The 25,943-nt window shown below is 70.8% G+C and carries 23 protein-coding genes; 4 read left to right on the forward strand and 19 right to left on the reverse strand.

Annotation, left to right across the window (positions count from 1 at the left end; translation table 11 throughout):
• Positions 1-160: 160 nt before the first annotated feature.
• The 6 genes from EDD29_RS27315 to EDD29_RS27340 all read right to left on the reverse strand — a co-directional run bounded on the left by EDD29_RS27315 (position 161) and on the right by EDD29_RS27340 (position 5,580).
• The gene (locus tag EDD29_RS27315) at positions 161-1,633 is read right to left on the reverse strand and encodes a tannase/feruloyl esterase family alpha/beta hydrolase (protein ID WP_170201601.1); all 1,473 of its coding nucleotides are present in this window, start codon (positions 1,631-1,633) and stop codon (positions 161-163) included.
• A gap of 257 nt (positions 1,634-1,890) precedes the next feature.
• Positions 1,891-2,556: a PaaI family thioesterase gene (locus EDD29_RS27320; RefSeq protein ID WP_211359933.1), complete on the reverse strand. Its 666-nt coding sequence runs from the start codon at positions 2,554-2,556 to the stop codon at positions 1,891-1,893.
• Positions 2,553-2,774, reverse strand: a complete 222-nt coding sequence (locus tag EDD29_RS27325; protein WP_123667132.1) for a hypothetical protein — start codon at positions 2,772-2,774, stop codon at positions 2,553-2,555. Before EDD29_RS27325 ends, EDD29_RS27320 begins: the two co-directional genes overlap by 4 nt.
• A gap of 5 nt (positions 2,775-2,779) precedes the next feature.
• Entirely contained in the window at positions 2,780-3,214 is a 435-nt protein-coding gene (locus tag EDD29_RS27330; RefSeq protein WP_123667133.1) for a Zn-ribbon domain-containing OB-fold protein, read from the reverse strand.
• Positions 3,214-4,410, reverse strand: a complete 1,197-nt coding sequence (locus EDD29_RS27335; protein WP_123667134.1) for a thiolase C-terminal domain-containing protein — start codon at positions 4,408-4,410, stop codon at positions 3,214-3,216. Before EDD29_RS27335 ends, EDD29_RS27330 begins: the two co-directional genes overlap by 1 nt.
• 6 nt (positions 4,411-4,416) lie before the next feature.
• Positions 4,417-5,580, reverse strand: a complete 1,164-nt coding sequence (locus EDD29_RS27340) for an amidohydrolase family protein (RefSeq protein WP_211359934.1) — start codon at positions 5,578-5,580, stop codon at positions 4,417-4,419.
• 88 nt (positions 5,581-5,668) lie between these two features.
• On the opposite strand from EDD29_RS27340, the gene EDD29_RS27345 reads away from it, so the two are divergent.
• Entirely contained in the window at positions 5,669-6,349 is a 681-nt protein-coding gene (locus EDD29_RS27345; RefSeq protein WP_123667136.1) for a TetR/AcrR family transcriptional regulator, read from the forward strand.
• A gap of 59 nt (positions 6,350-6,408) precedes the next feature.
• Here the strand turns inward: EDD29_RS27345 and EDD29_RS27350 are convergent, their stop codons facing one another.
• On the reverse strand, positions 6,409-8,871 hold the full coding sequence (locus EDD29_RS27350) for a CaiB/BaiF CoA transferase family protein (RefSeq protein WP_123667137.1): 2,463 nt from the start codon (positions 8,869-8,871) through the stop codon (positions 6,409-6,411).
• 260 nt (positions 8,872-9,131) lie between these two features.
• Here EDD29_RS27350 and EDD29_RS27355 point away from each other — a divergent pair, with 260 nt between their 5' ends.
• Positions 9,132-10,085: a DUF2889 domain-containing protein gene (locus EDD29_RS27355; protein ID WP_211359935.1), complete on the forward strand. Its 954-nt coding sequence runs from the start codon at positions 9,132-9,134 to the stop codon at positions 10,083-10,085.
• A 107-nt stretch (positions 10,086-10,192) separates the two neighbouring features.
• Here the strand turns inward: EDD29_RS27355 and EDD29_RS27360 are convergent, their stop codons facing one another.
• From EDD29_RS27360 to EDD29_RS45765, 10 genes are all read right to left on the reverse strand, one after another.
• Positions 10,193-11,650 (reverse strand): class I adenylate-forming enzyme family protein, encoded by a 1,458-nt coding sequence (locus EDD29_RS27360; protein WP_123667139.1) that lies wholly within the window; start codon positions 11,648-11,650, stop codon positions 10,193-10,195.
• A gap of 35 nt (positions 11,651-11,685) precedes the next feature.
• Positions 11,686-11,994: a hypothetical protein gene (locus EDD29_RS27365; RefSeq protein ID WP_123667140.1), complete on the reverse strand. Its 309-nt coding sequence runs from the start codon at positions 11,992-11,994 to the stop codon at positions 11,686-11,688.
• 368 nt (positions 11,995-12,362) lie between these two features.
• Positions 12,363-13,385, reverse strand: a complete 1,023-nt coding sequence (locus EDD29_RS27370) for an LLM class F420-dependent oxidoreductase (RefSeq protein WP_123667141.1) — start codon at positions 13,383-13,385, stop codon at positions 12,363-12,365.
• Entirely contained in the window at positions 13,382-14,890 is a 1,509-nt protein-coding gene (locus tag EDD29_RS27375; RefSeq protein WP_123667142.1) for an AMP-binding protein, read from the reverse strand. Before EDD29_RS27375 ends, EDD29_RS27370 begins: the two co-directional genes overlap by 4 nt.
• Positions 14,887-16,062 (reverse strand): acyl-CoA dehydrogenase family protein, encoded by a 1,176-nt coding sequence (locus EDD29_RS27380; protein WP_123667143.1) that lies wholly within the window; start codon positions 16,060-16,062, stop codon positions 14,887-14,889. The genes EDD29_RS27375 and EDD29_RS27380 overlap by 4 nt, the downstream gene beginning before the upstream one ends.
• A gap of 25 nt (positions 16,063-16,087) precedes the next feature.
• On the reverse strand, positions 16,088-17,236 hold the full coding sequence (locus EDD29_RS27385) for an acyl-CoA dehydrogenase family protein (RefSeq protein WP_123667144.1): 1,149 nt from the start codon (positions 17,234-17,236) through the stop codon (positions 16,088-16,090).
• A 12-nt stretch (positions 17,237-17,248) separates the two neighbouring features.
• The gene (locus EDD29_RS27390) at positions 17,249-18,772 is read right to left on the reverse strand and encodes a class I adenylate-forming enzyme family protein (protein WP_211359936.1); all 1,524 of its coding nucleotides are present in this window, start codon (positions 18,770-18,772) and stop codon (positions 17,249-17,251) included.
• An 11-nt stretch (positions 18,773-18,783) separates the two neighbouring features.
• Positions 18,784-19,929 (reverse strand): thiolase family protein, encoded by a 1,146-nt coding sequence (locus tag EDD29_RS27395; RefSeq protein ID WP_123667145.1) that lies wholly within the window; start codon positions 19,927-19,929, stop codon positions 18,784-18,786.
• 8 nt (positions 19,930-19,937) lie between these two features.
• Positions 19,938-21,017, reverse strand: coding sequence for an acyl-CoA dehydrogenase family protein (locus EDD29_RS45760; RefSeq protein WP_170201602.1), 1,080 nt, complete (start codon positions 21,015-21,017; stop codon positions 19,938-19,940).
• Positions 21,017-22,153 (reverse strand): acyl-CoA dehydrogenase family protein, encoded by a 1,137-nt coding sequence (locus EDD29_RS45765; RefSeq protein WP_211359937.1) that lies wholly within the window; start codon positions 22,151-22,153, stop codon positions 21,017-21,019. Before EDD29_RS45765 ends, EDD29_RS45760 begins: the two co-directional genes overlap by 1 nt.
• Positions 22,154-22,342: 189 nt before the next feature.
• On the opposite strand from EDD29_RS45765, the gene EDD29_RS27405 reads away from it, so the two are divergent.
• Positions 22,343-23,113, forward strand: coding sequence for a FadR/GntR family transcriptional regulator (locus tag EDD29_RS27405; protein WP_246053051.1), 771 nt, complete (start codon positions 22,343-22,345; stop codon positions 23,111-23,113).
• 177 nt (positions 23,114-23,290) lie between these two features.
• On the opposite strand, the gene EDD29_RS27410 is transcribed toward EDD29_RS27405, so the two are convergent.
• Positions 23,291-24,313, reverse strand: coding sequence for an acyl-CoA dehydrogenase family protein (locus EDD29_RS27410; RefSeq protein WP_211359938.1), 1,023 nt, complete (start codon positions 24,311-24,313; stop codon positions 23,291-23,293).
• Between the two features lie 105 nt (positions 24,314-24,418).
• Here EDD29_RS27410 and EDD29_RS27415 point away from each other — a divergent pair, with 105 nt between their 5' ends.
• Positions 24,419-25,183, forward strand: coding sequence for a crotonase/enoyl-CoA hydratase family protein (locus EDD29_RS27415; protein ID WP_123670723.1), 765 nt, complete (start codon positions 24,419-24,421; stop codon positions 25,181-25,183).
• Between the two features lie 128 nt (positions 25,184-25,311).
• Here EDD29_RS27415 and EDD29_RS27420 read toward each other — a convergent pair whose 3' ends face one another.
• On the reverse strand, positions 25,312-25,785 hold the full coding sequence (locus EDD29_RS27420; protein WP_246053053.1) for a MarR family winged helix-turn-helix transcriptional regulator: 474 nt from the start codon (positions 25,783-25,785) through the stop codon (positions 25,312-25,314).
• Between the last annotated feature and the right edge of the window lie 158 nt (positions 25,786-25,943).

Raw genomic sequence — 25,943 nt, forward strand, 5'->3', positions numbered from 1 at the left:
TCAGGGGCTCCAGCCAGGCCACGACGAGTGCTGAGCGTAGTAATGGAAGCGCACAGCCGCCGAAGCTCTCGGCCGGCCGTGCGCTTCTAGCCAGGTGATGTGACCGACAAGGCCGCTGCCGTCGATCGGACCACCGGGTGGGCATGTCCTGTCTGAGTTCTCATCCCTTGGTGGGGCGTCGGAGTCTCTCGGGGCGAAGAATGAAGGTGCGGCCGTCCGTCTCCCGCGTGGTGGTGATCGCCTGTGGCTTTCGCCCCTTCTCCACCCAGTTCACCATGGCGTCCAACATGCGCTCCGGCACATCGGAGGGGCCGACGCCGCCGAAGCAGTGCATCAAACCGGGGACAAGGTAGGCGCGATACCAGCGGTCCAGGCCGGGCGTGGCCGACTCGTAGGCCGCAGCTCCACGCTGGATCGCCTCGCTCCACTCGTAGGGGATCGCCGGGTCGTCGACGCCGAAGTAGGTGAGGAGCTTGCCTCCGGAGTCGCGAAACGCCGTGAAGTCGTAGACGCCGTCAGAGCTGCCGTCCGCCGTGCCGGACTGAATGGCACGGTGCACCGCAGGATCGTCCAGGTCGAGGTCTGCGACACCGGTGCCGAGGGTGGCACGGAACGACGACTCTGCCACCAGGAAGCCGTACGGAGAGGTGAACGACGCCACGTTCCACGGCGGCGGTACGGCTCCGACGAACCACGCCGACCAGGTCGCCGGGCGGGTCACGCTGTAGCCAGGCACGCGCACGGGCTCGTCGAGGCCGTGGTAGGTCCAGTCGGTGGTCACGAGCCGGAAGGTCGCGATCTGGGCAGCGGTGAATCCTGCCTCGGAGAGCAGTTCGTCGCGAACCGCGATACCTCGGCCATCAGCGATGATCCCGTCGATCTCCCCGTCGTCGCCATCGTGCGCCGCAAGGATGGCGCTCTGCGCGGCCTGGAGCTTCTGAGGCGGAATCCAGCCGTCCGGGTTCTGGATGATGCGCTTCAGAATCCGTGCCCAGCTAAGAGCGGAGGCCGCGGACAAAGGCACTGTCGATCCAACGATCACTCCGTCGAAGCGGCGCCCATCGTGAACCCTCAGGTTGTTGATGCTGCCCATGCCGCCGCCGGAACAGCCCGAGACGTACCGGTGCAGCGTACGAGTCCCATAGAAGGATCGGGTCAGGCCCTGGGTCACCGCGGCGACGGTCTCAAGCGCCCGGTTGTCCCAGTTGAGCTTCTGGACGGGGTCGGCCTGCCAGCTGAAGTCGAGGGAGTGCAGCGGAGACGTGCCCTTGTCCATCGAGGTGACGGCAAAGCCCCGTCCCAAGAGTTCGTTGAAGTCGTAGTCCAGAGGTGCTGCGGCGTTCCCTTCGTCCTGACCGGTCCACGGGACTATCCCGCCGCCCGAGCCGCCCTGCGCGAAGAAGAAGTGCCGTTTGGCGAAGCGGTCGGGCAGCGCCAAACGGAACTTGATATCCCAGGGTCCTGGCGAGGCCACGGTGGCGTGCCCGTCGACGAGGCAGTGGTCGGGGCCAGCCGTTCGGACGGCGGCGGTGATGGCCGTCCCGGCAGGGGCGAGCCTCTGGACCGCCGCCACCGTGCAGGCGCGGATCGCCGCCTCGGCCGGTCCCGCCGTAGTGAGGGCGGCCGAGGCCAAGACGGCCGATGCCAGAAGGGAGGAGGTCCTTTTGAGGGGTCGTAGTGGGCGCATCGCTCTCCTCAAGTAAGACGACTTCAGCTTCAAAGTCATCTAGGTTAACCAAGTATGAGCGAGAGTGACCTACGACACAACCCTCGTCCTCGGGTGCCTTCCGGAGTACGACCGCGTCTGCCTCGGATTGCGCGGGACTCCATCACCTCAGCAGCCGCAGCGACGCGCCCGACTGCCCGGTGGACCGACCCCCTGTGAACGGGTCATGGCTGACCAGGCCGCAGGGCCACAAAGAGGCCTTCGGCTTCGGCGCAGAGGGTGTCGCCGTGGTGGATGGTGGCGCGGAGGATGCGTTTGCGGCCCTCCTCGCTGACGAACCAGGCGCGGATGGACAGGTCCGGGCCGATGGGGGTGATGGAGCGGAAGTCGGTGTGGAGGTAGGCGGTGCGGGATGGGGGGCGGTCCGCGGAGTTGGCCAGGCGGCCCAGGATCTCGTCGAAGATCAGGGGGATGGCGCCGCCGTGGACGGCGCCGTTGCCGCCTAGGAAGTAGGAGCCGAAGTGGACCGTTCCCTCCACCGAATCTCGGTCGGAGCGGATCACGACGAGCTTCGGGGACATTGACTGGCCTCGGCCATGGAGGTCCGTGCGGCGACCGAAGACGCGGTCGCGTTCAGGAGAGGCCAGGGGCTTGAGCTTGTCGGACCAGGTGGTGAGATCGGCGGCCAAGGCCTCGACGGTTTCTCGGCCGGGGACGGATTCGGCCAGAGCGTCGAGGAAGCCGGACAGGGCGTTGGCGAGCGTCTCCCAGCTGCGGCCGTAGGCGGCGGGGTCCGCCCCTGGGTGCGCCGGGAGGCCCGCCGCTTTCCAGGGGCGTTCGCCCAGGTCGCCGAAGCCCTTGTGCGGTTCGGGGTTCGGCTGGGAGGTCATGCCGAGACGCTTCCGGTGTGGATGCGGGCGGCGTGGAGGCCCTCTTCGGTGGTCGGGGCCTGGACGGACCATTCGCCGCAGGAGCACCAGCAGTCGTAGTGGGTGCCGTCGGCGGAGGGGATGATGGCCTGCCCGTCGCACCAGCCGCCGGTGTTGCCGATGCTCTGGAGGAACTCCAGGGGCTTCTCGTGGAGGCTGTTGTCGTCGTGGTCGCTCATGGCGGTCAGTCCTTCGGGGCCGGGCGGAAGACCGGCAGCAGCCAGCCGCCGGTGATGGGGTGGAAGTCGACGGTGAGGCGCTGGCCGATCTCGACCGTGGCGGGGTCGACGCCGATCAGGTTGCTGATCAGTCGGGCGCCGGGGGCATCAGGCAGGTCGACGACGACCGGCACCAGCGTGATGTCGGGGTATCCGGGAAAGCCGTGGACCACCGCGAAGCTGTAGATCACGGCTTCGCCGGACAGCTCCGTCCAGTCGACGGCCTTCGACTGGCAGGACGGGCAGTACGGTGTCGGCGGCAGGCGGAAGGTGCCGCAGTCCGAGCAGCGGGGGGCGACCAGGCGCCGCTCCTTGGCGGCCTCCCAAAACGGCTCGGTGATCGGGTTCGTGGTGATCTGAACGTAGTCGCTCGGCAGCGCGGTCGCGGTGGCGGTCGTCATCAGGAGTCCCTTCCGAGGATGAGCCCGGAGACCGGGAGGCTGGCGGGGCCGCCGGTGACGAGGGCATGCTCGGCGCCCGCCACCTGGTTGATCGCGGTGCCGCGCATCTGCTCGACGCCCTCCACGATGTGGGTCATGCCGATGATGTAAGCCTCGGAGAGCTGGCCGCCGTGGGTGTTCACCGGGAGCGAGCCGCCGTCGTAGCGGATGGCGCCCGACTCGACGAACGCGCCGCCCTCGCCCTTCTCGCAGAAGCCGTAGTCCTCCAGCTGCATGAGCACCATCGGCGTGAAGTGGTCGTACAGCAGGGCCACATCGATGTCCGAAGGGCCGAGGCCCGCCTGCTTGTAGAGGCGGTCGGCGATGGCCTTGTTGCCGGCGGAGGCGAACGTCTCGTCCGGCATGCCCATCCAGGCGAAGGCGCGGCCCCAGTCCCGGCTGCCGCCGTGCGCGACGCCGACCACGGGGACGGGCTTCTGCCGCAGGTCCCGGGCCCGCTCCAGGCTCGTCGTGATGACGGCGACGGCCCCGTCGGTCTCCTGGCAGAAGTCGTACAGGCACAGCGGTTCGGCGATCATCCGCGCGTTGAAGTAGTCCTCCAGCGTCATCGGCTTCTTCATCCGGGCCTTCGGCCGGGTGAGCGCGTTGGTCCGGCTGGAGATCGCGATCTCGGCGAACGCCTCGCGGCGGGTGCCGTACAGGTGCATGTGGCGGCGTGCCAGGACGGACATGAGGTGCCCCGGCCCCGCCAGGCCGCTCGGCTGGAGGAAGGAGTTGACGGGGTCGGGCGCGACCGCGGCGAACACGGTGCCGAGCCGCTGCTTGGCCTGCTGGAGCGCCATCACCGTGACGACGTGAGTGGCGTCCCCCGCGACGATCGCGGCCCTCGCCAGCCCGATGGAGCCGGCCGACCCGCCGCCACCGGAGGTCAGCGACGCGGTGAACGTGACCTCGGGAATCCCGAGGGTCTCCATGAAGTCCGGGGTGTCCATCTTCTCGCCGTATCCGGCGCCCGCGCCGGAGTAGTAGGCGAATCCGTCGATGTCGCGGACGCTGATGCCCGCGTCCTCACAGGCCGCGAGGATCGCCTCGCACGCCAGCTCGGTGGTGGTGCGCGGCCAGGACTCGCCGCGCTTGTAGTAGTCCGTCGCGCCGACGCCGACGATGGCGACGTCGCGCAGTCCGCTGGTGCTCAAGGTCGCTCAGCCCTCGATCGCGTCGGTCGTGGCCGGAACCGGCGGCACCTGGGGGAAGAGCTCGTAGAACGCGCCCTGGGTGATTCGGTGGACGGTCTCCTGCGAGGCGCCCGCGAAGAGCCCTTCGAGGGTCTTCTGGGTGTGGCCGAACGTGCCCTCCATGTGGGGGTAGTCCGAGCCGAACATGACGTTCTTGTAGCCCATGGCGTCGTGCGCGGCGACGGCGGTCTCGTCGTGCTGGAAGGAGGCGTAGACCTGGGTCATCAGGATCTCCTTCGGGTCGCGCGAGAGCTTGGGCCGCACCGCCATGTGGTGCTGGCGGTAGCCCTCCAGGAGCCGGTCGCCGAGGAACGGGATCCAGGTGGCCCCGCCCTCCGAGATGAGGATGCGCAGACCGGGGTGGCGGTCGAGGGCTCCGGAGGCGACGAGCTTCATGGCGGCGCGCTGGCCGGAGAAGGTGGTCTCGGTGTAGTTCATGACCGCGCCGCCGGGGCCCCGGTAGACCTGGCCGGCTCCACCGCTGGTCATGTCGACGGGGTCGGTGCCGATGTGGAAGGCGGGGATGATCCCGGCCGACTCGCAGATCGCCCAGAACGGCTCCCAGTCGTTGCGGTGCCAGTCCGGCGCCGACGGGTGCGGGGTGGTCGGCAGGAAGACCGCCTTGAAGCCCTTCTCAGCGAGCCACTCGATCTCCGAGACGGCGTCCTCGACGCGCAGCGTGGAGACCTGGCCGGTGACGACGTAGCGGTCGGAGACGGGGACGAGTTCCTCCAGGGCGTACTCGTTCGAGGCGCGCATGCAGGCCTTGAGCAGCTCGGGCGTGCGGAAGGTGGACGCCCACATGCCGAGGCTGGGGAAGATCACCTCTCCCCAGACGCCTTCCTTGTCCAGGTCGCCGAGGCGGGCGCGCGGGTCGCGGACGCCCTGCGGCTTGTGGCTCTCCTCGATGAACATCGTCGCGGCCGACGAGGGCAGCTTGCGGCGGAAGGTCTGGCCGTCGACCGAGACGGTCTCCCACTCTCCGTCGGGGTCCTTCTGCGACTTGGGGGTGAGGTCGGCCAGCGCCTTGGGCAGCCGGGCCGTCCAGACGTCGTCCGGCTCAAGGAAGTGGGAGTCGCCGGAGTTGGTCCACATCTTCGCCATGTCGTGCTCCAGGGATGTGTCGGTCACCGTCGATGCGATCGGTGCAATCAGAACGTTCCTCCAGATGGCCGGGGCCTGTCAAGACTTTCTAATCACCTTCGATTAGAATTGGCCCATGACGACCCCGCGCCGACGCCACGTGACAGGAGAGAGCACCCGTGCTCTCCTCATGGAGACCGCCGAACGGCTCTTCGCCGCCAAGGGGGTCGAAGCCGTGACCATCAAGGAGATCCAGCAGGAGGCGGGGCAGTCGAACGCCTCCGTGACCGTGTACCACTTCGGTTCCAAGACCGGCCTGGTGCGCGCCTTGATCCAGTGGCGCAGCGGCCGGCTCGACAAGCGCCGGGACACGCTGCTGGAGCAGACGCGGGCCGAGGGGCATGTCGATCCGCGCGCGGTGGTCTGGCTCCTGGTCCGGCCGCTCGTCGAGTCGATCCGCGACGGCGAGATGTTCGTGCCGTTCCTGGCCCGGCTGTCGGAGGATCCGCGGGCCAACACCGAGTACTGGCCGACCGACGTAGCCGACTGGACCCAGGAGGAGATGCAGGACCTCGTCGGCGGAGCACTCGGCGACATGCCCGAGCGGCTGCGGCGCGGCCGGACCGTCCAGTTGTACAACAGCGTGCTCAACCTGCTCGGCGAACAGGCCCGCTCGGGCCACCGCATCAGCGAGCTCCAGCTGCACAACTATGTCGACGCCTGGGTCGGGATGATCACCGCACCGGTCTCCGCGGAGACCCAGGCTCTCCTTGAGCCCCGGGAGCCCGCACCCGACGACGGGACCGCGACGGCCTGACCGGGGCACGAGGGGCGGTCGCCGCCCGGACGCGACGACCACCCGGAGTCCTTCGCGGGTCAGGCGCCGCCGACCACGGAGCGTTCCTGGAGGTCGGTGATGCGGTCGTCGGCGTAGCCCAGCTCACGCAGGATCGCGGTGGTGTGCTGGCCGAGGGTGCAGCCGGCGTCGGCCTTGGTCCGCGATCGGGAGAAGCGGGTGATCGGGGCGAGCCTGCGGTGCTCGTCGAAGATCGGGTTGACGGCCTCGACGCAGTAGCCCGCGTCGAAGAAGGCGTCGTCCTGCATGGCCCATTCGAGGTTCTCCTCGGTGACCGCGACACAGCCGACGTCCTGGGCGGTCAACTCGTCCTCCCAGTCGGCCTTGGCCCGTCCGGCGAAGATCCCCGCCAGGGTTTCGGCGAGTTCGGCGTCGTGCGCCCTGCGCAGCTCCCGCGTCGTGAACCGGGCGTCGCCGCCGAGCGCCGCGAAGGGCGCCAGCTTGGTGAGAGCCGCCCACTCGTGGTCGTACGGGGTGGCCAGGAACACCCAGCCGTCCGCCGCCGGGTAGAGCCGGTAGAGCGCGTGCAGCCCGAGGAAGTCGCCGTCGACCTGCTCCAGCTCCGGGCGGCCCTCGTACTGGGTGTTGAGGACGATCACCGACTGCTGCGCCGAGGCCAGCATGGTCGTGGTCAGGTCGGGCAGCTCGATGCCGCGACGCTTGGCGTAGAGCCCGAGCAGGAGGCCGCTGCCGACCGCGAGCGCCGCGATGCCGTCGGCCTGGGCGCAGTTCACCGCACCCGCCGCGTGCAGGGACGCGGCGCGGAGCTTGATCTCGGCCATGTCGGAGGACGCACGGACACCGCCGCCGTCGGTCGCCGAGAGCCCCGCGGTGGCGTCGATCGACGGCGCGTAGGCCGGCCTGCCCGCGTAGGGGCCCGTCGTTCCGTAGCCGGGGGCGTTCAGGTAGACGAGGCCGGGGTTGAGCTTCTTCAGCTGCTCCTCTCCCAGGCCCATGCGGATGGCGGTGTCGCCCCGGAAGCACTGGACGACCAGGTCCACGCGCGGCACCAGCTCGTGCACAATCGAGAGGCCCTCCGCGGTCGCGAGGTCGACGGTGAGGCTCTCCTTGCCCTGCATCACCTTGGCGCCGCCCGCCTCGGGGAACGCGACGAGGCTACGAATGTTGTCGCCTTCCAGCGTCTCGACGTGTATCACCCGCGCGCCCATGTCGGTAAGCACCGTGGTCCCGTACGGCCCGGCGAACATCGACCCGAACTCCAGGATCGTGATGCCTTCGAGCGGAAGGGTCGCGGGTGCGTCTGAGGGCGCGCCGGTCGCGCGGCGGGCTGCGGCGGCGTCGAGCAGGGCGGCCAGCGCGGCGTCGTCGGCGCCGGCGGACGGCGCAGGGCGCAGCGGTACGAGAGGGGCGCCCTTGGCGTGGATGAGCGTCGAGCTCTGCCGGACCGGGCCGAGCTCCGGGTGATCGACGACCTGGACGCGCCCGTCGAAGACGGTCTGGGGGTGGTCGAAGGAGCCGTCGGGGGTGTTGAAGATCTCCGCGCTGACGTCGGGGTTGCGCTCGAAGGTCTCCTGCCATTCCTCGAAGGTCCGCTCGCGGACCCGCTCCAGCATCGTCGTCCACCACTCGCCGCGCAGTTCCGCGGTGGGCAGCATCGGAAAGCCGGCCCATTTGGGGTCGGCGAGGTCTTGGGCAAGGCCGAGTTCGATGAGCCAGGCCTGCATGAGCCGGGGCGCGGTCTGGGCGAACTGGAGCCAGGTCCCGTCCTTGGTGCTGGCGATGAGCAGCGCGAAGATCAGGTAGGCCTGCGGGATGCCGTCGTCGTCGTAGGCGACGTCCATCGGGGTGAAGGCACCGGGGAAGCGGTGCAGGACCAGCTCGTAGAACCAGTTGTAGACCTCGAGGGCGCCGAGGCCGCGGACGAGATCGGACTCCACGACCTGGCCGCGTCCGCTGACGTCGCGTTCGAGCAGCGCCGCGAGTACCCCGTGGATCGCGGCCTGTGAGGCACCCCAGGAGGCGTAGGGCGCTGTGACGAACGCCGGGCCCGGCCGCAGCGTGAGCTGCCGCTTGGACCACATCGCGCCGGTCTTGGCGTAGACCAGGCCCTCCCAGCCCTTGTAGTCGCGCCAAGGGGAGTCCGAACCCCAGCCGGTGATGTGGGCGGTGACGAGACGGGGGTACTTCTCGGCGAGCGCCTCTGCGGTGAGCCCGATGCGCTCGGCGGTACCCGGACGCAGCGTGTGGACGAAGACGTCGGCGCCCTGGAGCAGGCCGCGGAGGGTTTCCTGATCCGCGGCGTCGCGCAGATCGAGGGTGACGCTGCGCTTTCCGCGGAGCAGCGCAGGCCAGCCGGGCAGTTGGCGGACCATGGAACCGCCGGGAGGCTCGACCATGATCACCTCCGCGCCGCAGTCCGCAAGGAACTGGCTGACCTGGGCACCCGGCAGGGTCGAGGAGGCGTCCACCACCACGAGGCCGGCGAGCGGCCCCGAAGCGGTCTCCTGCTGGTACGTGGTCATGGTTCCTCCCGGGGTGTGATGGAGATTACGGTATTAAGGTACATGAATTCAAAACTTTGGGAAGGGGTTAGAGATAATCCCAGGCCAGAAGGCACTCACCCGGTGACATGATGTGGACATCGAACACCTAGCTAGCTAGGTGTTTGCCAAATTTCACACCGGCACGACAGGATGGAAGAGCGTCCGAACCGGCCGAAGAGGGGATCCCCATGACCCGCCCCCGCCCACTCCATCCGAGGCACGGCATCCACGAACCGACCATGGGGACGCCGCCTCGCGCGCCGGGATCGGTGCGCAGGACCACGACGATCGACATGCTGCGCCCAGCGGGGATCGACGGCACCCTTCTCCTCATCGGGAAAGGCCGCGACCTCGCGACGAACGGCTCGGGCGGGACCGAGACCCGCGCCGAGGCGGAGGTTCGGGCCGACGTGGACTACCACGACGGCTGGCTCCTCACCGGCCTCTCCACCGATCCGGGCCTGCGCGGGCTCGCCGGATTGGTGGGGGCCACCGTAGGGTCCGGGTTCCGTCGGCGTCTCGACACCGCGGAACCCGGGCTCGCCGGGTCTGGAGGTCCCCTCTACCAACTGCTGGACGACTTTCCGGTGGCCGCCCTCGTCTCCGGGCACGCGGTCGGTGCCGCCGCCGCGCGGGACGAGCCTCTGGACACCTCGCCCGGCGGGCACCGCCTCGGCCTCGTCGCCGACCAGTGCGCGGGCTTCGTCACCGACGGCACCCTCATGAGCGGCCTTGTCGAGACCGGCCGGCCGCCGATCGTCACCGGCCCGGACGCACCGCCGCTGCCCGATCCCGCGGACCCACTCGGCTGGCACTTGTACGCGCCGCTCCCGCCGCACTCGATGCGCCGGGCGCGCCGGATCGACGTCGCGCCCGGCCCCGGCGGCACAGCGATCGACGTCCTCTTCCGGGACTCTTACGTGCTGCCTAACGGCACCGAAACCGTCATCCACGAGTACACAGTGGCCGCTGAGGCCCGCGACGGCGTGCTGAGCCGATGCGAGGCCACCGCGCGCGTACTGCCATGGACCGAGTGCCCGGGAGCCCTCGCCTCCGCGCGGCGGCTCGCCGGAACCCCGCTCGCCGACCTGCGCGCCCGTATACGCGCCGAGTTCACCGGCACCTCTACCTGCACCCACCTGAACGACACGCTCCGGGCTCTCCAGGACGTCCCCTTCTTCCTGCCGCGCTAGCGGGCGGGCGAGGGGAGCGGCGCGAGCACCTCGAGCGGCACTCGGCACCGGAAGGGATTGGCCCCGGCGAGCACGCTCGCCGGGGCCGATACCTTTTCCGACGGTCCTCACGCGGTGGGGATGAGGCCGTCCACCACCGAGCGCCGAAGGATCTTGCCGGTGGGTGTGCGGGGCAGGTCCGGCCAGCAGGTGATCGTGTCGGGAGTCTTCGATGACCGGAGCCGCTCGCGGACGTAGGCGCGGACCTCGTCCGGGTTCACCTCGCCGCCTGGGACGGGCACCACGACGGCCGCGAGGCGCTGGCCCCACTCCTCATCGGGCAGGCCCACGACGCACGCGTCGGCGATGTGCGGGTGGCGCATCAGGACGTCCTCGATCTCCGCCGGGGCGATGTTCTCAGCGCCGCGGATGATCGTGTCGTCGATCCTGCCCTCGACGAAGAGGTAGCCGTCGGCGTCGAGGCGTCCGGCGTCCCGGGTGTCGAAGAAGCCGCGTTCGTCGACGGTGGAACCGACGCCCGCGTATTCGCCTGCGACCTGGTCTCCACGGATGAAGATCCTCCCGGTGGCACCCGCAGGGAGGATCGCGCCGTCCTCGTCCCGGATCTCCAGCTCCACGGTCGGCAGCACGGTGCCGGCCGAGTTCAGCCGGGCGCGGACCGCCGGGTCGTCGGAGGTGAACGCCGCACGGTGGTCCTCGGGGCCGAGGACCGCGACGGTCGAGCTGGTCTCGGTGAGTCCGTAGGCGTTGACGAAGTCCACGTGGGGCCAGGCCGCGAGCGCGTTCTCGATGACGCGCGGCGGCATCTTCGCGCCGCCGTAGGCCAAGGCGCGCAGGGACGGGACCGAGCGGTCCAGGCCGGGATCGTCCATGATGCGGGCGAGCATGGTCGGCACGACCATCGCGTTGGTCACCCGCTGCTCGCGCACGAGCCGCAGCCACTCCGGGGCGCTGAAGGAATGGAGGGTGAGGAAGCGGCGGCCCGCATACAGGTTCGTGAGCACGTTGGACACGGCGGCGATGTGGTACGGCGGCACGCTCATGAGCGCGGCCTCGTCGGCTTCGGCGGCGGCGAACTCGACCGAGCCGAACACATACGAGACGAGGTTCTCGTGGCGCAAGACCACGCCCTTGGGCGCGGAGGTCGTGCCGCTGGTGTAGATCAGCACGGCCGGGGCCGACGGGTCGAGCGGCTCGGGCTCGTCGCCCGCCGCCTCATGGGCCGCACCGAGGAACTCCTCGGTGGAGACACCACCGTCGCCGCCGATCTTGTAGGCACCCGGATGGTTGGCCAGGAGCGCGGCGAGCTGGTCCGCGCCGAGCCGGTAGTTGACGGGGACCAGAGGCACCCCGGCGTAGGCCGCAGCGAACATCGCCACGGGGAAAGCAGGGCCGTTGACCGCCAGGTAGATGATCGCGTCGGCGCCCTGGTCGCGGACGGCCCTCGCCGCCCCGATCGCGAGGGCCCGCAGGCGCTCGGCGGTGAAGCCGGCCTCGCGGTCGCCGACGATGATCCTGTCGCCGAAACCGTCGGCGGCCATGTCGAGCAGCATCGTCAGATTCATCGGACGCTCCGGTGAGGTGGGGTGGAAACGGGGGGTCAGTCGGAGGCAGGCAGGGCCTTGGCCCCCTGGAGCGCCAGCGGCGCGCCGTTCACGGCGAGCGTGCCGGTGCCCGCCTTGGTGCAGAGCAGCTCGATGCCGAGCGCTTCGTCGGCGTAGCGCTTGCCGAGGGCCGAGCCGTCCTGCTGGGCGGGGTCGGCTGCGGCGCCCTCGGGGGCGGAGGCCGCAGGGTCGTGCATGGCGACCCCGGCACAGGTCACGGTGACCTCTTCGCCGGGCGCCCGGACGACGATCAGCTTGGTGGTGTCGACGGCGCTGACGAGCTGCTGACCGGCCCGAAGCTTCATGGAATCTCCTTATGGGGTGAAAGGAGGCGGACGGGTGTTCCAGGGGGTGGGTCCCGACTATAGGTCGCGAACCCTCCTCATGGGGAGAGAAAAGTATGCTTAATTTGGCCAGATCGCTGGATCAAATCCAAGGATCTTGTGAAAATCCAGAAAAGGGTACACTTTGTGGCCTCGGTGGGATCGCCCCTGAGGGGGTGCGCCTTGCCCTCCTCACCGAGGTAGAGCTGACGCACCCGCCCCGGAACGTCGCGGCGACCGCCGACCAGCCGCCGCGCCCGCCTCATCGCGCGGTCCGCGGTCCCGGGCACCGCCCGCCATCCGGGCAATACGGCCGGAGGACCGCCTCGACGAGGACGCAGGGGGCCCGGCTACAGCCAGGACTTGACGCGGCTGATGAGGGAGGCCGGGTCGTCGCCCTGGGGGTCGACGTTGAGTACGGTGACGCCCGCCGCCCGGTAGGCGGCGAGCCGCTCCTTGACGAAGCCCTCGGGGCCGAGCAGGTTCGTCTGGTCGATGAGTTCGTCCGGGACGGCGGCCTCGGCCTCCTTCTTGCGGCCGGACAGGTAGAGGTCCTGGATCTTCTCCGCCTCGGCCTCGAAGCCGTACCGGCGGACGAGGTCGTTGTAGAAGTTGCGGCCCTTGGCGCCCATCCCTCCGATGTAGAGGGCGAGCTGGGGCCGGGCGAGGTCCCGCAGGGCGGCTTGGTCGTCGCCGATGGCGAGGATGCCCCCGGCGACGATGTCCAGCTCGCCTAGCGACGCGTCGCGCTTGGCCTTTCCGGCCTCCAGGGCCGGGCCGAAGGTCTCCGCGGCCCGCTCGGGCAGGAAGAACAGCGGCAGCCAGCCGTCGGCGATCTCCGCGACGAGCTCGACGTTCTTGCCGCCGAGCGCGGCGACATGGATCGGCACCCGGCTGCGGACCGGCGACGCCAGCAGCTTGAGCGGCTTGCCGAGGCCGGTGCCGCCCTGGAGCGGCAGCGTGACGGTCGGGCCCTCGTGCACAACGGCCTCGCGGCGCAGCGTCTTGCGCACGACCTCGACGACGTCGCGGGTCCGGGCGAGCGGCTTGGCGTACGGGAGGCCGTGGAAGCCCTCGATCACCTGCGGTCCGGACGCGCCGAGCCCGAGGATCAGGCGCCCGCCGGAGAGCGCGTCGATGCCCGCCGCGGTCTGCCCGATGAGGGCCGGGGTCCGCGAGTAGACGTTGAGGATCCCGGTGCCGAGCAGGAGCGTCTCGGTCCGCGCGGCCAGGTAGCCGAGCTGGGACGGGGCGTCGAAGCCGTAGGCCTCGGCGACCCAGGCGAGGTCGAGGCCCGCCCTTTCCCACGCCACGGCGGTCTCCAGGACGGTGCGCGGATCGGCCGCGTAGGGCAGGGTGGTGCTGAGCTTCACGGGGTCCTCCCCTTGTCTGTGGTGTCGTTTCCGGTGAGCGCGCGGCGCAGCAGCTTGCCGGTGGGGGTGCGCGGCAGGTCCGCGACGAACTCGACCGAGCGCGGGGTCTTGAACCGCGCGAGCCGCTCGGCGCAGTGGGCGAGCAGTTCCTCCGCCAGCTCCGGCCCGGCGCCGTCCGGGTCCACGGGCTGCACGAGCGCGTGGACCCGCCGGCCGAGGTCCTCGTCGGGCAGGCCGACGATCGCGACGTCCAGGACGGCCGGATGGGCCGCGAGGACGTTCTCGATCTCCTGCGGGTAGATGTTCACGCCGCCGCTGATGATGAGGTCGGTGCGCCGGTCGACCAGGTACAGGTAGCCGTCGGCGTCGAGCCGTCCGACGTCGCCGAGGGTCGACCAGCCGCGGGCGTTGTGCGCCTCGACCGTCCGGCCGGGATCGTTGTGGTAGGCGAAGAAGGGGACTCCTTCGAACCACACCGTGCCCACCTCGCCGACCGGCATCTCCCGGCCCAGGTCGTCGCAGACGTGGGCGGTCCCGATGGTCGCCCGGCCTACCGACCCGGGATGCGCCAGCCAGTCCTCGGAGCCGATGAGGAAGAAGCAGTTCCCCTCGCTGCCGGAGTAGTACTCCCACACGATCGGCCCGAACCAGTCGATGACCTGGCGTTTGATGTCCGGCGGACACGGAGCGGCGGCGTGCACGACGACGCGCAGCGACGTGACGTCGTAGGCCCCTCGCCCCGAGAGCTTCAGCATCCGGATGAGCATCGTCGGCACGAACTGCGCGTGTGTGACCCGGTGCCGCTCGATCGCCGCGAGCGTCTCGGCCGGATCGAAGCGCTCCATGAGCACGACGGTCCCGCCGTTGCGGACCGTGCCCAGCGACCAGCCCGCAGGAGCCGCGTGGTAGACCGGCGCGGGGCACAGGTAGACGGTGTCCGCGCCGAACCCGAACATCGCGCCGAGGTTGTGGTCGATCGGGAGGCCGGTACCGAACGGATTGCCGGGAAGCGCCGGAAGGATGCCCTTGGGCCGCCCGGTCGTGCCCGACGAATAGAACATGTACGTGCCTTCGCGCTCGCCCGCGGGTGCTTCGGCCGGATATCCGGCAGCCCCCTCGGCCAGGGCGGAGGCCGTCAGGACCCGGACGCCGGGCACGGCCTTCCCGATCTCGGCGGCCAGGTCGGCGAAGGCGTCGTCGGCCAGCAGGATCCGGGCGCCGCAGTCGGCGACGATGTAGGCCGCCTCCTCCACGGTGAGGTGGTGGTTGACCGGCGTCCAGTACAGGCCCGAACGCTGGCACGCCCAGGCCGCGGGGTAGAAGGCGAGCCCGTTGCCGTAGAGCAGGGCGACGTGGTCCTTGAAGGACAGCCCTTCATCGGCGAGGAAGCGGGCCGCCCGGACGGAAGCGGCGTCGAGTTCCCCGTAGGTGAGGGTCTCGCCCGAGCCCGCCATGACGATCGCGGGCTTGTCCGGATGCCGGGCCGCGATCTCCGTGAGGTTCATGCGCGTGCCTCCCGGGGCAGGCCGAGTCCCCGTTCGGCGATGATGTTGCGCATGATCTCCGAGCTGCCGCCCGCGATCGTATAGGCCCGCGCGTACAGGTAGGCGTCCTGCCAGCGGCCCTCGTCGAACGCGCCGGAGTCGCCTTCGGCGAGCACGCCCCGGCCGCCCAGCAGCGACAGCGCGTACTCGGCGAGCCGCAGGTTGACCTCGCTGAACATCAGCTTGGACATGGGCGCGTCGGTGACCTTCTCCCGCTTGGCCTCCCACCGCTCCATCGACGCCCGGGTGAGCATCGTGACGGCGTCGACCTCGGTGCGGAACCTGGCGAGCTCCTGGCGGACGTCGTCGAGTTCTGCGGCGGGCCGCCCGCCGATGGTGACGGCCTTGGCGAGCGTGACCAGGTCCTCCCAAGCGAGCTGGAGCTGGACGACCGACGCGCCGACTCCAGCCCGTTCCTCGGCGAGCGAGGCGTTGGCGATGGCCCAGCCCTGCCCGGGAGCGCCGATGATCGCGTCTGCGGGCAGCCGCACGGCGTCGAAGAACACCTCGTTGAAGTCCGAGGTGCCCGTCAGCTCGCGCAGCGGGCGCACCTGGATGCCGACCAGCCGCATGTCGACCACGAACGCGCTGATGCCCTTGTGCTGGGGCGCGTCCGGGTCGGTGCGGGCGAGCAGGTAGCCGAGGTTCGACCAGTGGCCGTTGGTCGTCCAGACCTTCTGCCCGTTGACCACCCAGGAGTCGCCATCGCGGACCGCCGTGGTGCGCAGGGACGCCAGGTCGCTGCCCGCGTCGGGCTCGCTGAACAGCTGGCACCACAGCTCCCGGCCTTCCCGGATGGGCGGCAGGTAGCGGTGGCGCTGCTCGTCGGTGCCGAACCCGATGATCGCGTGCGCGGCGAGGTCGCTGCCCGAGGCGGGCATGGGTGCGCGGGCCCGCGCGATCTCCTCCCGGACCACGACGTCGTGCATCGGGTCGTGGTCCTTGGCGCCACCGAACTCGACGGGCCAGTCGCCGCCGACGTAGCCCGCCGCGTACAGATCGGCGACCCAGCGCAGCAGCGCCTTCAGCTCGTGCTCGTCCTCCGGGCTGCGCACACCGGAACGGGTTTTGAAGTCGGGGGCATGTTCGGCGACCCACGCGCGGACTTCGGTGCGGAACTCTTCCAGATCCATGACGGCTCCTCCTCGAACCTCTCCGTCAGACGCCGAGCGAGCGGCCGACGATCTCCTTCATGATCTCGGTCGAGCCGCCGTAGATCGTCTGGATCCGTGCGTCGACGAACGCCTTCGCCACCGGATACTCGGCCATGAAGCCATATCCACCGTGCAACTGGAGGCACTTGGTGACGACCTTCTGCTGGAGCTCGGAGGTCCACCACTTGGCCTTGGCCGCCTCGACGTCCGTCAGCGTCCCGGCGACCGCGCGCTCCAGGCACCGGTCCAGATAGACCTGGGCGATGTCGACCTCGGTCTCCAGTTCGGCGATCACGAACCGGGTGTTCTGGAAGGAGGCGATGGGCTTGCCGAAGGCGGTGCGGGTCTTGACGTACTCGATCGTCTCGTCCAGCACCGACCGGGACCCGGCGACCGCGGAGACCGCGATCGACAGGCGCTCCTCGGGCAGGTTCTCCATCAGGTGGTAGAAGCCGCGGCCTTCAGTGCCTAGCAGGTTGGCGTGCGGGACCCGCACCCCGTCGAAGAACAGCTCGGAGGTGTCCTGCGCCTTGAGGCCGATCTTGTCCAGGTTGCGGCCGCGCTCGAAGCCCTTCATGCCGCGCTCGACCACGAACAGGGAGAACGCCTTGCTCCCCGCGTCGGGGGACGGGTCGGACTTGGCGACGACGATCACCCGGTCGGCGTTGATTCCGTTGGAGATGAAGGTCTTCGCGCCGCTGATCACCCACTCGTCCCCGTCGCGGACGGCGGTGGTGGTGATGCCCTTGAGGTCGCTGCCCGCGCCGGGCTCGCTCATCGCGATCGCCCAGATCTCCTCGCCCGCGGCGAACGGCGGCAGCCAGCGCTGCTTCTGCTCCGGGCTCGCCAGGCGCCGCAGGTATCCGGCGACAATGTCGTTGTGCAGGGCGAAGCCGGGACCGCTGACCCGCGCATAGGACATCTCCTCGGCGATGATCGCGTTGAAGCGGAAGTCGTCGACACCGCCGCCGCCGAACTCCTCCTCGACGTTGAAGCCGAGCAGGCCCACCTCGGCCGCCTTGACGAAGACCTCGCGGTCGACGAGCCCGGCCTTCTCCCACTTCTCGCCGTTCGGGACCAGCTCGCGCTGGACGAACTCGCGCACGGCCGCGCGGAACTGCCGGTGCTCGTCTTCGAAGATCTCGCGTTCCATGGTCTTCCTCTTTCAGGGCTGTTCGGGGTGGAACAGGGCGAGCAGGCCGGCCCTGTCGACCTTCTGCGAGACGCTGCGCGGCAACGCCTCGACCGGAAGGAAACGGGTGGGAACCTCGTAGGGCATCAGCCCCTGGCGGCACCAGGCGCGCAGCTCGTCTTCCGCGGGCGTCTCCATGCCGCGGGTGGTCTCGAAGGCGACCACAGGGACCTGGCCCAGGCGGGCGTCGGCCAGCGGCGCGACCGCGGCCTCGGCGACCGCGGGGTGCCGCTCCATGATCTCGACGACGGTCGCGGGCCTGACCTTGAACCCGCCGCGGATGATGACGTCGTCGGCCCGGCCGACCAGGAACAGGAAGCCGTCGGCGTCGATCCGGGCGAGGTCGCTGGTGCGGATCCAGTCGCCGTCGCCGCCGGCCTGCGGCGTCTTGATCTCCAGCACGCCTTGTTCGCCCGCGGGCAGCGCGGCTCCGTCGTCGCCGACGACGCGCAGCTCCACCCCCGGGAAGGGACGGCCGACGCTGCCCTTCTTGTCCTTCCACCAGGTCCGGTGGTCGCGCAGCGACCAGCCGGCGACGCCGCCGGAGAACTCGGTGGCGCCGTAGACGATGAGGATCGCGATGCCGTAGCGGTCCTGGAACGCGTCCGCGAGCTCGGGGCGCAGCGGCGCGGCCCCGGCGTTGATGGCGACGAGGCTTTCGAGTTCCTCGGCGGGCACTTCGGCGTCGAGCACGGCGCGGATGGCCGCGGGCGGCAGACCCGAGACCTTCGGCCGGTGGCGCCGGACCATGTCCCGCCATCCGTCCACCGTGAACCGCTCCAGCATGCTCAGGCGGCGCGCCTGCACCAGGGCGTGGAGCACCGACCACAGGCCGCCGATGTGCACCATCGGGGTCGTGAGCAGGCCGATCCCGCCGGTGAACGGCGCCCGGTCGCCTCCGCCCGCGGCCATGTGGCCGTCCGCGGAGCCGAGGGCCGACTCGATCTGCCGGTAGGTCAGCGGGATCCGCTTGGGCGTGCCGGTGGTGCCCGAGGTGGTGAGCTCCACCGCGACCCCGGGCGCCACCGATCGGGGCTCGCCCCGTTCCGGCACGTCCGGCAGGTCCACCGGCGCGACCTTCACGCCGTCGAGCGTGAAGCCCGCACCGCCCACGGTCGCGACGGCCTCGGCGAAGCCGGGGAGGGTCCACACCTCGGCCGAGGCGAAGACGACCGGGGCCTCGGTGCGCAGCACGTCGGCGCTGAGCCGCTCGGCGGGCTGGAGCGGGTTGAACGAGGTCAGGCAGCGCTCGGAGGAGAGGGTCAGCCGCAGAACGGCGACCGACTCGGGCCGGTTCTCCAGGACGACGCCCACACGGGCGCCCCGGCCGAGGCCGAGGCGGACCAGTTCGGCCTCCACGGCCGCGCCGATCGCCGCGAGGTCGCCCCAAGTGGTCCAGCTTTCGTGGAATTCGAGGACGGGGGTCTCGGGGGCCGTGCCGTCGAGCGCGGCCACCTGTCCCGGAAGCCAGTGGGCTTCTGTGATCGATGCGGACAAGGTCCCCCCTTTCAGAGCAGCTCGATGATGGTGGCGTTGGCCATGCCGCCGCCCTCGCACATCGTCTGGAGGCCGTAGCGGATGCCGTTGTCGCGCATGTGGTGCACGAGGGTCGTCATGATGCGCGCGCCGCTGCCGCCCAGCGGGTGGCCGAGCGCGATCGCGCCGCCGTTCGGGTTGAGCGCCTTGTCGGGGGCGCCGATCTCGGCGAGCCAGGCGAGCGGCACGGGCGCGAACGCCTCGTTGACCTCGTAGGCGCCGATCTCCTCGGGGTTGAGGCCGCTCTTCTTCAGGGCCTTGACCGTGGCGGGGATCGGGGCGGTGAGCATGGCGACGGGGTCGTCACCGGCCAGGACCGCGGTGTGGACACGGGCGATCGGGGTGAGGCCGAGTTCGGCGGCCTTCTCCGAGGTCATCATGAGCAGGCCCGCAGCGCCGTCGCTGATCTGCGAGCTGTTGCCCGCGTGGATGACGCCGTCCTCCTTGAAGACGGTCTTGAGCTTGGCGAGGCCCTCGACGGTCCCGCCGCGCCGGACGCCCTCGTCGATCGCGACGACGGTGCCGTCGGGCAGCGTGTACGGGGCGATCTGAGCGTCGAAGCGCCCGCCGTCGATGGCGGCGGCGGCCTTCTCGTGCGAGGCGAGCGAGAACTCGTCGAGCCGCTGCCGGCTGAGGCCCCAGCGCTCCGCGATGATCTCGGCGCCGACGCCCTGGTTGGCCATGGCGATGCCGTAGCGCTGGAGGAACCCGTCGCCGTAGGGATTGGCGTCGATCATGGAGGTGCCCATCGGGACCCGCGACATGCTCTCCACGCCGCCCGCGACGACGACGTCGTACTGGCCGGACACGAGACCGGCGGCGGCGAAGTGCACCGACTGCTGGGACGAGCCGCACTGGCGGTCCACCGAGGTGCCGGGGACGGACTCGGGCCAGCCCGCCGTCAGCACCGCGTTCCGCGCGATGTTGTTGGCCTGCTCGCCGACCTGCTGGACGCAGCCCCAGATGACGTCGTCGACGAGCTCGGGGGCGACCCCGGTCCGCTCGACGAGGGAGGTGAGGATGTGGGCGGACAGGTCCACGGGGTGCACTCCGGACAGACCGCCGTTGCGGCGGCCCACCGGGGTGCGGACGGCTTCGACGATCACGGCGTCGCGCATGGTGTTCCTCATTTCGAGTTCAGGAGAGTCGTGGTGGCGCGGTCGCGCAGCCTGTCAGGGAAGGCGATGAGGGCCTCGGCGGCCTTGGCGCGGCGCAGGTGCCGGTGGGAGACGTGCTCCCAGGTGAAGCCCATCCCGCCGTGGACCTGGACGCTGCCCTGGGTCGCGGTGACCGCGGCGTCCAGGGCGTTGGCGGCGGCCAGGGCGACGGCGGTCGCGGCGTCGGGGGCATCCTCGTCGCAGGCCGACGCCGCCGCGGCGACGAGCGCGCGGGCGGACTCGACGGCGACGAACATGTCCGCGCAGCGGTGCGCGACGGCCTGGAAGGAGCCAATGGCCCGGCCGAACTGATGCCGGGTCTTGGCGTAGTCGACGGCCAGGTCGGTCGCGGCGGCGGCAACGCCCACGGCGTCGGCGGCGAGCAGGAGCAGCGCGGTCCGCTCGGCCGCGTCGAGGACAGTGCGGGCCCCCGCGCCTTCGGCGATCAGCTCGGCCGGGCCGTCGAAGACCGCTGTGCCGAGCGGGCGGGTGGGGTCGAGGGAGTCGACGGGGGTGACCTCGGCGGGCGCGGCCAGGAAGAGCAGCAGGCCGTCACCGCCTTCGACGGCGACGAGCAGAACGTCGGCTGCGAGCGCCTCGGCGACGACGGGGACTCGGCCGTGCAGCCTCCAGGCGTCGCCTTCGCGCTCGGCCTTCACCTCGTCACAGGCCGTCCAGCCCGACGGGGTACGGCCCGCGGCGACGGCGGCGACCGTCTCGCCGCTCACCAGGCGCTCGATCCACGCCTCTCCCCGCGAACCCGCGGTGATGGCGGCGGCGGTGACCGCGGCCAGGGACACCGTGGGCGCCGGGGCGATGCTGCGGCCCAGTTCCTCCTGGACCACGACGGCGGCCGACAGCCCGAGGCCCGCCCCGCCCAGTGCCTCGGGAACGGCGAGACCGGGCAGGCCCATCTCCGCCAGCTCCGCCCAGAGGGCGCGGTCGTAGGGCTCGGGGCCGTCGGCCAGGGCGGCGACGGCCTCGGGCGTGCAGCGCTTGCGCAGCAGCGCGGAAACCGTGTCGCGCAGTTCGTCTTCCAGCCCGGACATCAGGCACCTCCCCGGTGCGAGGGCAGGCCGAGGACCTTCTCGGCGATGGTGTTGCGCTGGATCTCGGCGGTGCCCGCGCCGATCGTGGACGAGCGCGTCATGAGGTAGCCGTACGTCCAGCGGCCGTGTTCGGGTGCTTCGGCGGCGGCGCTGCCGAGGACGGCGTCTGGGCCGACCACGCGCAGCGCGACCTCGTGCAGGAGCTGCTCGAACTCGGACTTCACCAGGCGGTTCACCGACGCCGCGGCGCCCGGGTCACCGCCGTCGAGCACGGTATCGAGCGCGCGGCGGCTGTTGGCGGCCAGGATGCGCGCCCCCTCCTCGATCCGGGCGAGGGACTGCCGGACGACGGCGTCGTCGGCGGCTCCGGTCGTGCCCGCGAGCGCGAGGAGTTCGTCGACGATCCTGCGGTAGCGGAACTCGTCGGCGAGGAACGCGGTGGCCCGCTCGTGGCCGAGGCTGGTGCGGGCGATCGCCCAGCCACCGTTCTCCTCCCCCACGAGGTTGGCGACGGGGACGCGGACCTCGTCGAGGAACACCTCGGCGAAGTGGGCGCCGCCGGTGATGTCGCGCAGCGGCCGGACGGTGATGCCGGGGGCGTCCATGGGGATCAGCAGATAGCTGATCCCGGCCGGACCGGGCTCGCCGGTGCGGACGAGAGCGAACATCCAGTCGGCCTGGTCGCCCATCGACGTCCAGACCTTCTGCCCGGTGACGACGTACTCGTCGCCGTCGCGCACGGCGCGGGTGGCCAGGGCCGTCAGGTCGCTGCCGGCGCCGGGCTCGGAGAAGCCCTGGCACCACAGCTCGTCGGCCCGCAGGATCGGGCGCAGGAACCGCTCGCGCTGCTCGGGTGTGCCGTGCTTGATGAGCGTCGGCGCGACGATGAAGGACAGCCCGCACGGGTGCTTGGGAGCGCGCGCCCGCGTCATCTCGCGGTGGTAGGCGAGCTGGTCGGCAAGCTCCAGCCCCATCCCGCCCGCGTCGACGGGCCAGCCGGGGGCGGCCAGTCCCGCGTCGGTGAGGTCCGCGTGGAATGCACGCGCCCAGGCCAGGCGCTCCTTCTTGCCGCGCGGGGGCCTGCCGGAGTGCGCGGCGAGGAACTCCCGCAGTCGTGTCAGCCAATCCGGATTCACCCGGTCACCTCCTAAGAACAAACGAAGCATACATGGTTTACTAGGTTATCTACCATAGCGAGATGCGGCTTCGAGTGGGACGGGGAGCGGCACACTCGCTGAAGGGCCCTCGGCCGGAGTAGCTATCCTGGTTCACCAGGTAGATGAGGAAAGGGCCCCGCAGGGGTCCAGAGGAAGGGATTGGGTCCGGTGACACTGCCCGAACTGGAGCGCGGCTCCGATGTCCGGCCGCCGAAGACAGGCGAGCTGGTCGCACGGCGGCTGCGCCGGATGATCGTGGAAGGCGGACTGTCGGACGGGGACTTCCTCCCCCACGAGTCATCACTGATGGAACACTTCGGTGTCTCCCGGCCCACCCTGCGCGAGGCGTTCCGCGTTCTGGAGTCGGAGGGCCTGATCGAGCTGCGCCGCGGCTCCCGCACGGGGGCACGGATCACTGTGCCCGGTGCCGAGGCCGTCGCGCGGCCCGCGGGCCTGCTGCTCCAGCTCGGCGCCGCCACCCTGTCCGACGTGTACGTGGCGAGGAGCGCCATCGAGCCCGCCGCCGCACGTCTACTCGCCCTGACCGGTGACGAGGAGCGGTACTCGGCACTGGAGAGCGCGCTGGAGGACGAGCGCCAGAACCTCGCCGACCCGGAGCGCTTCGCCACTGGCTCCGCCGTCTTCCACCTGCGCCTCGTCGAGCTGTCGGGCAACCAGACGCTAGCGCTCATGGCGGGCCTGATCTACGAGATCATCGTGCGGCAGACCCAGCGGGCCGTCCGGGCCAACCCTCCGGTCGACGGCGAGGTCCGCGAGGACTATCACCGCGCCCTGCGCGCCTACGAGAAACTGATCAAGCTGGTCCGGCTGGGCCGGGCCGACGAGGCCGAACGCTTCTGGCGCAAGCACCTCGAACTCGCTGACGAACTCGTCCTCGCCGGCGAAGAGGCCACCCGCGTTCTCGACGTCCTGGACTGAAGCCCGTGTTGGTGGATCCCGGGACGGTCCGGCCCCTATGAGGCCGGTCCCGGGATCCACCGTGACCCGGGGCGCTCAGCCAGCCCAGACGATTCGCGCCCCGAGAACTCAAGGCCGGTCCCGCCGATCGCGGGACCGGGCCCTACTCCGCCCGGACCACGCCCCGGGCGGATGCCTTCAAACCGTCAGCGTGACGAGTCGCTCGCGGTGCTCGCGCGGGGTTCCGCCGAGCAGTTCATCGGCCTTCACGCGGCGCAGGAACAGGTGCACGTCGTGCTCCCAGGTGAAGCCCATGCCGCCATGCAGCTGGAGCGCCATGCCCGCGACACGCGAACACGCGTCCTTGGCGTAGGAGACGGCGGACGCCACCCGGACCCGGTCGCCAGGCTCCTCTGCCGCGTAGCGCAGCAGTTCCCGCGAGGACTCGACGTCCAAAGCCATCCCGGCGCAGTGATGCTTGACCGCCTGGAAGCCACCGATCACCCGGCCGAACTGGCGGCGCTCCTTGACGTACCGGACGGTCATGTCCAGCAGGCGGCTCGCCGCGCCGAGCGCGTCGGCGGCGAGGTGCAGCGCCACGGCGTCGGTGATCGGGGTGTGATCGGCCGCGTGCCACCGGCCGGCGGCGACCGGGGTGGCCGCGAACTCGACGCTCGCGATGTCGCGGGTGAGGTCGATCGAGGTGCGCCGCTGCGCGAGGGCCTCCACGAGAGCGAGGACCGGGATTCCCTCAGGGCCGACCGCGGCGACCAGGAACAAGGCGGCGGAGGCGCCGCCGACGACGAACGGGGCGGTGCCGCGCAGCACGAGAGACCCGTCCGGGCCCTGCTCAGCGGTGATCGGTGCGCCGTCGGGGTCGGGCAGGGCGGGCACCGCGAGGATCCGGCCTTCCGCGATCTCGTCGGCCAGGGCGGGGGCGAGGCCGAGCTCGTCTAGGGCGGCGCAGACCAGCGCGGCCTGCCCCAGCGGAAGCGGGGAGCCCGCCCGGCCCAGCTCCTCGGCTACCAGGGCGAGGTCCGCGTGCGTGCCCCCGTCCCGCAGGAGTCCCGTGAGGCCCAGGGCTGCGGGCGCCGCGAGGTCTTCGAGGGCGAACAGGATCGGGTCCTCGGCCTTGGCCCGCTCAAGGGTCGTGTGGTCGGCGAGCCAGCCGCGCACCGCCTCGACGAGCGCCTCCTGCTCCTCGCTCATGATCAGCGCCATGCGTCTCTCCCTTACCGAGCCGTGATAGACATCCAGAACATAGATTACTACGTTAGCCTTCTAGATGAGAAGGTCGCCCACTGGGGCGTGGCGAAGGAGAAGAGCATGTCCGATGCGGTCCTGGTGGAACACGTCGACGGGGTCGCCGTCATCACGATCAACCGGCCGGAGGCCCGCAACGCGGTCAACCGCGCGGTCAGCATCGGCGTGGGCGAGGCACTGGAGGAGTTCGACGCCCGCGACGACCTGACCGCGGCGGTCCTCACCGGCGCGGGCGGCACCTTCTGCTCCGGCATGGACCTCAAGGCCTTCGTGGCCGGAGAGAATGTCGTCCACCCGGTGCGAGGCCTCGCTGGCATCACCTCCCAGCCGCCGCGCAAGCCCGTCATCGCGGCCGTCGAAGGCTACGCCCTGGCCGGAGGCTGCGAGATCGTCCTTGCCTGCGACCTCGTCGTCGCCGCCGAGAACGCGAAGTTCGGCATCCCCGAGGTCAAGCGCGGCCTTGTGGCGGGCGCGGGCGGCCTGCTGCGCCTCCCCCGCCGCATCCCCTACTCGGTCGCGATGCGGCTCGCCCTCACCGGCGAGTTCCTCACCGCCCCCGACGCCGAGCGCTACGGCCTCGTCACCGAGGTCACCGCCCCCGGCGAGGCCCTGGCGAAGGCCCGCGAACTGGCCGCCCTCATCGCCGCCAACGCCCCAATGGCCGTCGCCGCCACCAAGGAGATCATCGTCGGCGCCGGCTCCTGGCCCGCCGACGAGGCATTCACTCACCAGGCCAAGATCATCGAGCCCATCCTCACCAGCGAGGACGCCCGCGAAGGCGCCACCGCCTTCGCCGAGAAGCGCCCCCCGGTCTGGCGCAACCGCTGATCGCACCGACGGCCCACCTCAACGGGCCGTCCGAGCGCCTCATGAAGGCGCCCGGCATCCGGCGCCGCGGGCTCCCTCCGAGCCCGCGGCGCCGGATGCGTTTCCGGCCGCGACACGGAGGCGCTCGATCAGGTCCGCGGTGCCGCCGCCGGATCGGGCCACGGCCGACCGGAGAGCGCCTCGATATCCTGGTTGAACCGGGTCAGGAACTCGGCGAACACCGCCGTGTCCTCCGGTGTCCACGCGGCGAGAACCCTTCCAAGGCTGCGGGCATTCGCCGCGCGCTCCTCCGCGAGGCGGCGCGCCCCCTCTGGAGTCAACCGAAGCAGCCGGGCCATACCGGCGTCCGGGTCGGGCATGCGCACCAGGAGGCCCGCGCGGATCATGCTGTTCGCCTGTCGGTTGACGGTGGAGGCGTCCAGCCCGAAGGCCTCGCTCAACCGCCTGATCGACATGGGCCCCTGCACCTGTATGCGACTCAGCAGGATGACCGCGCTGCGTTCCAGGGCCGCGCCGCCGCCGGGGCGGAGAGCGGGCCCATGACGGTGCCTGCCCAGCAGCAGCGTCTGGTACGCGATCACCGGGATCGCGTTATCCGGCACCCCCTTCTCACGGCGCGCAGGCAAATCAGAACCCCCGATTTTGCAGACAGTGTTCTGCGAACCTATCATCAAGGATGTTCGCAGACATCTGTCTGCAAAATTACCCCAGGCGAGCACTGACGCCCCGGCGCCGAATCCGCCAGGGAGATGAGGAGTCC

Source organism: Actinocorallia herbida, assembly GCF_003751225.1.
In the GTDB taxonomy this organism is placed as follows: Bacteria; Actinomycetota; Actinomycetes; order Streptosporangiales; family Streptosporangiaceae; genus Actinocorallia; species Actinocorallia herbida.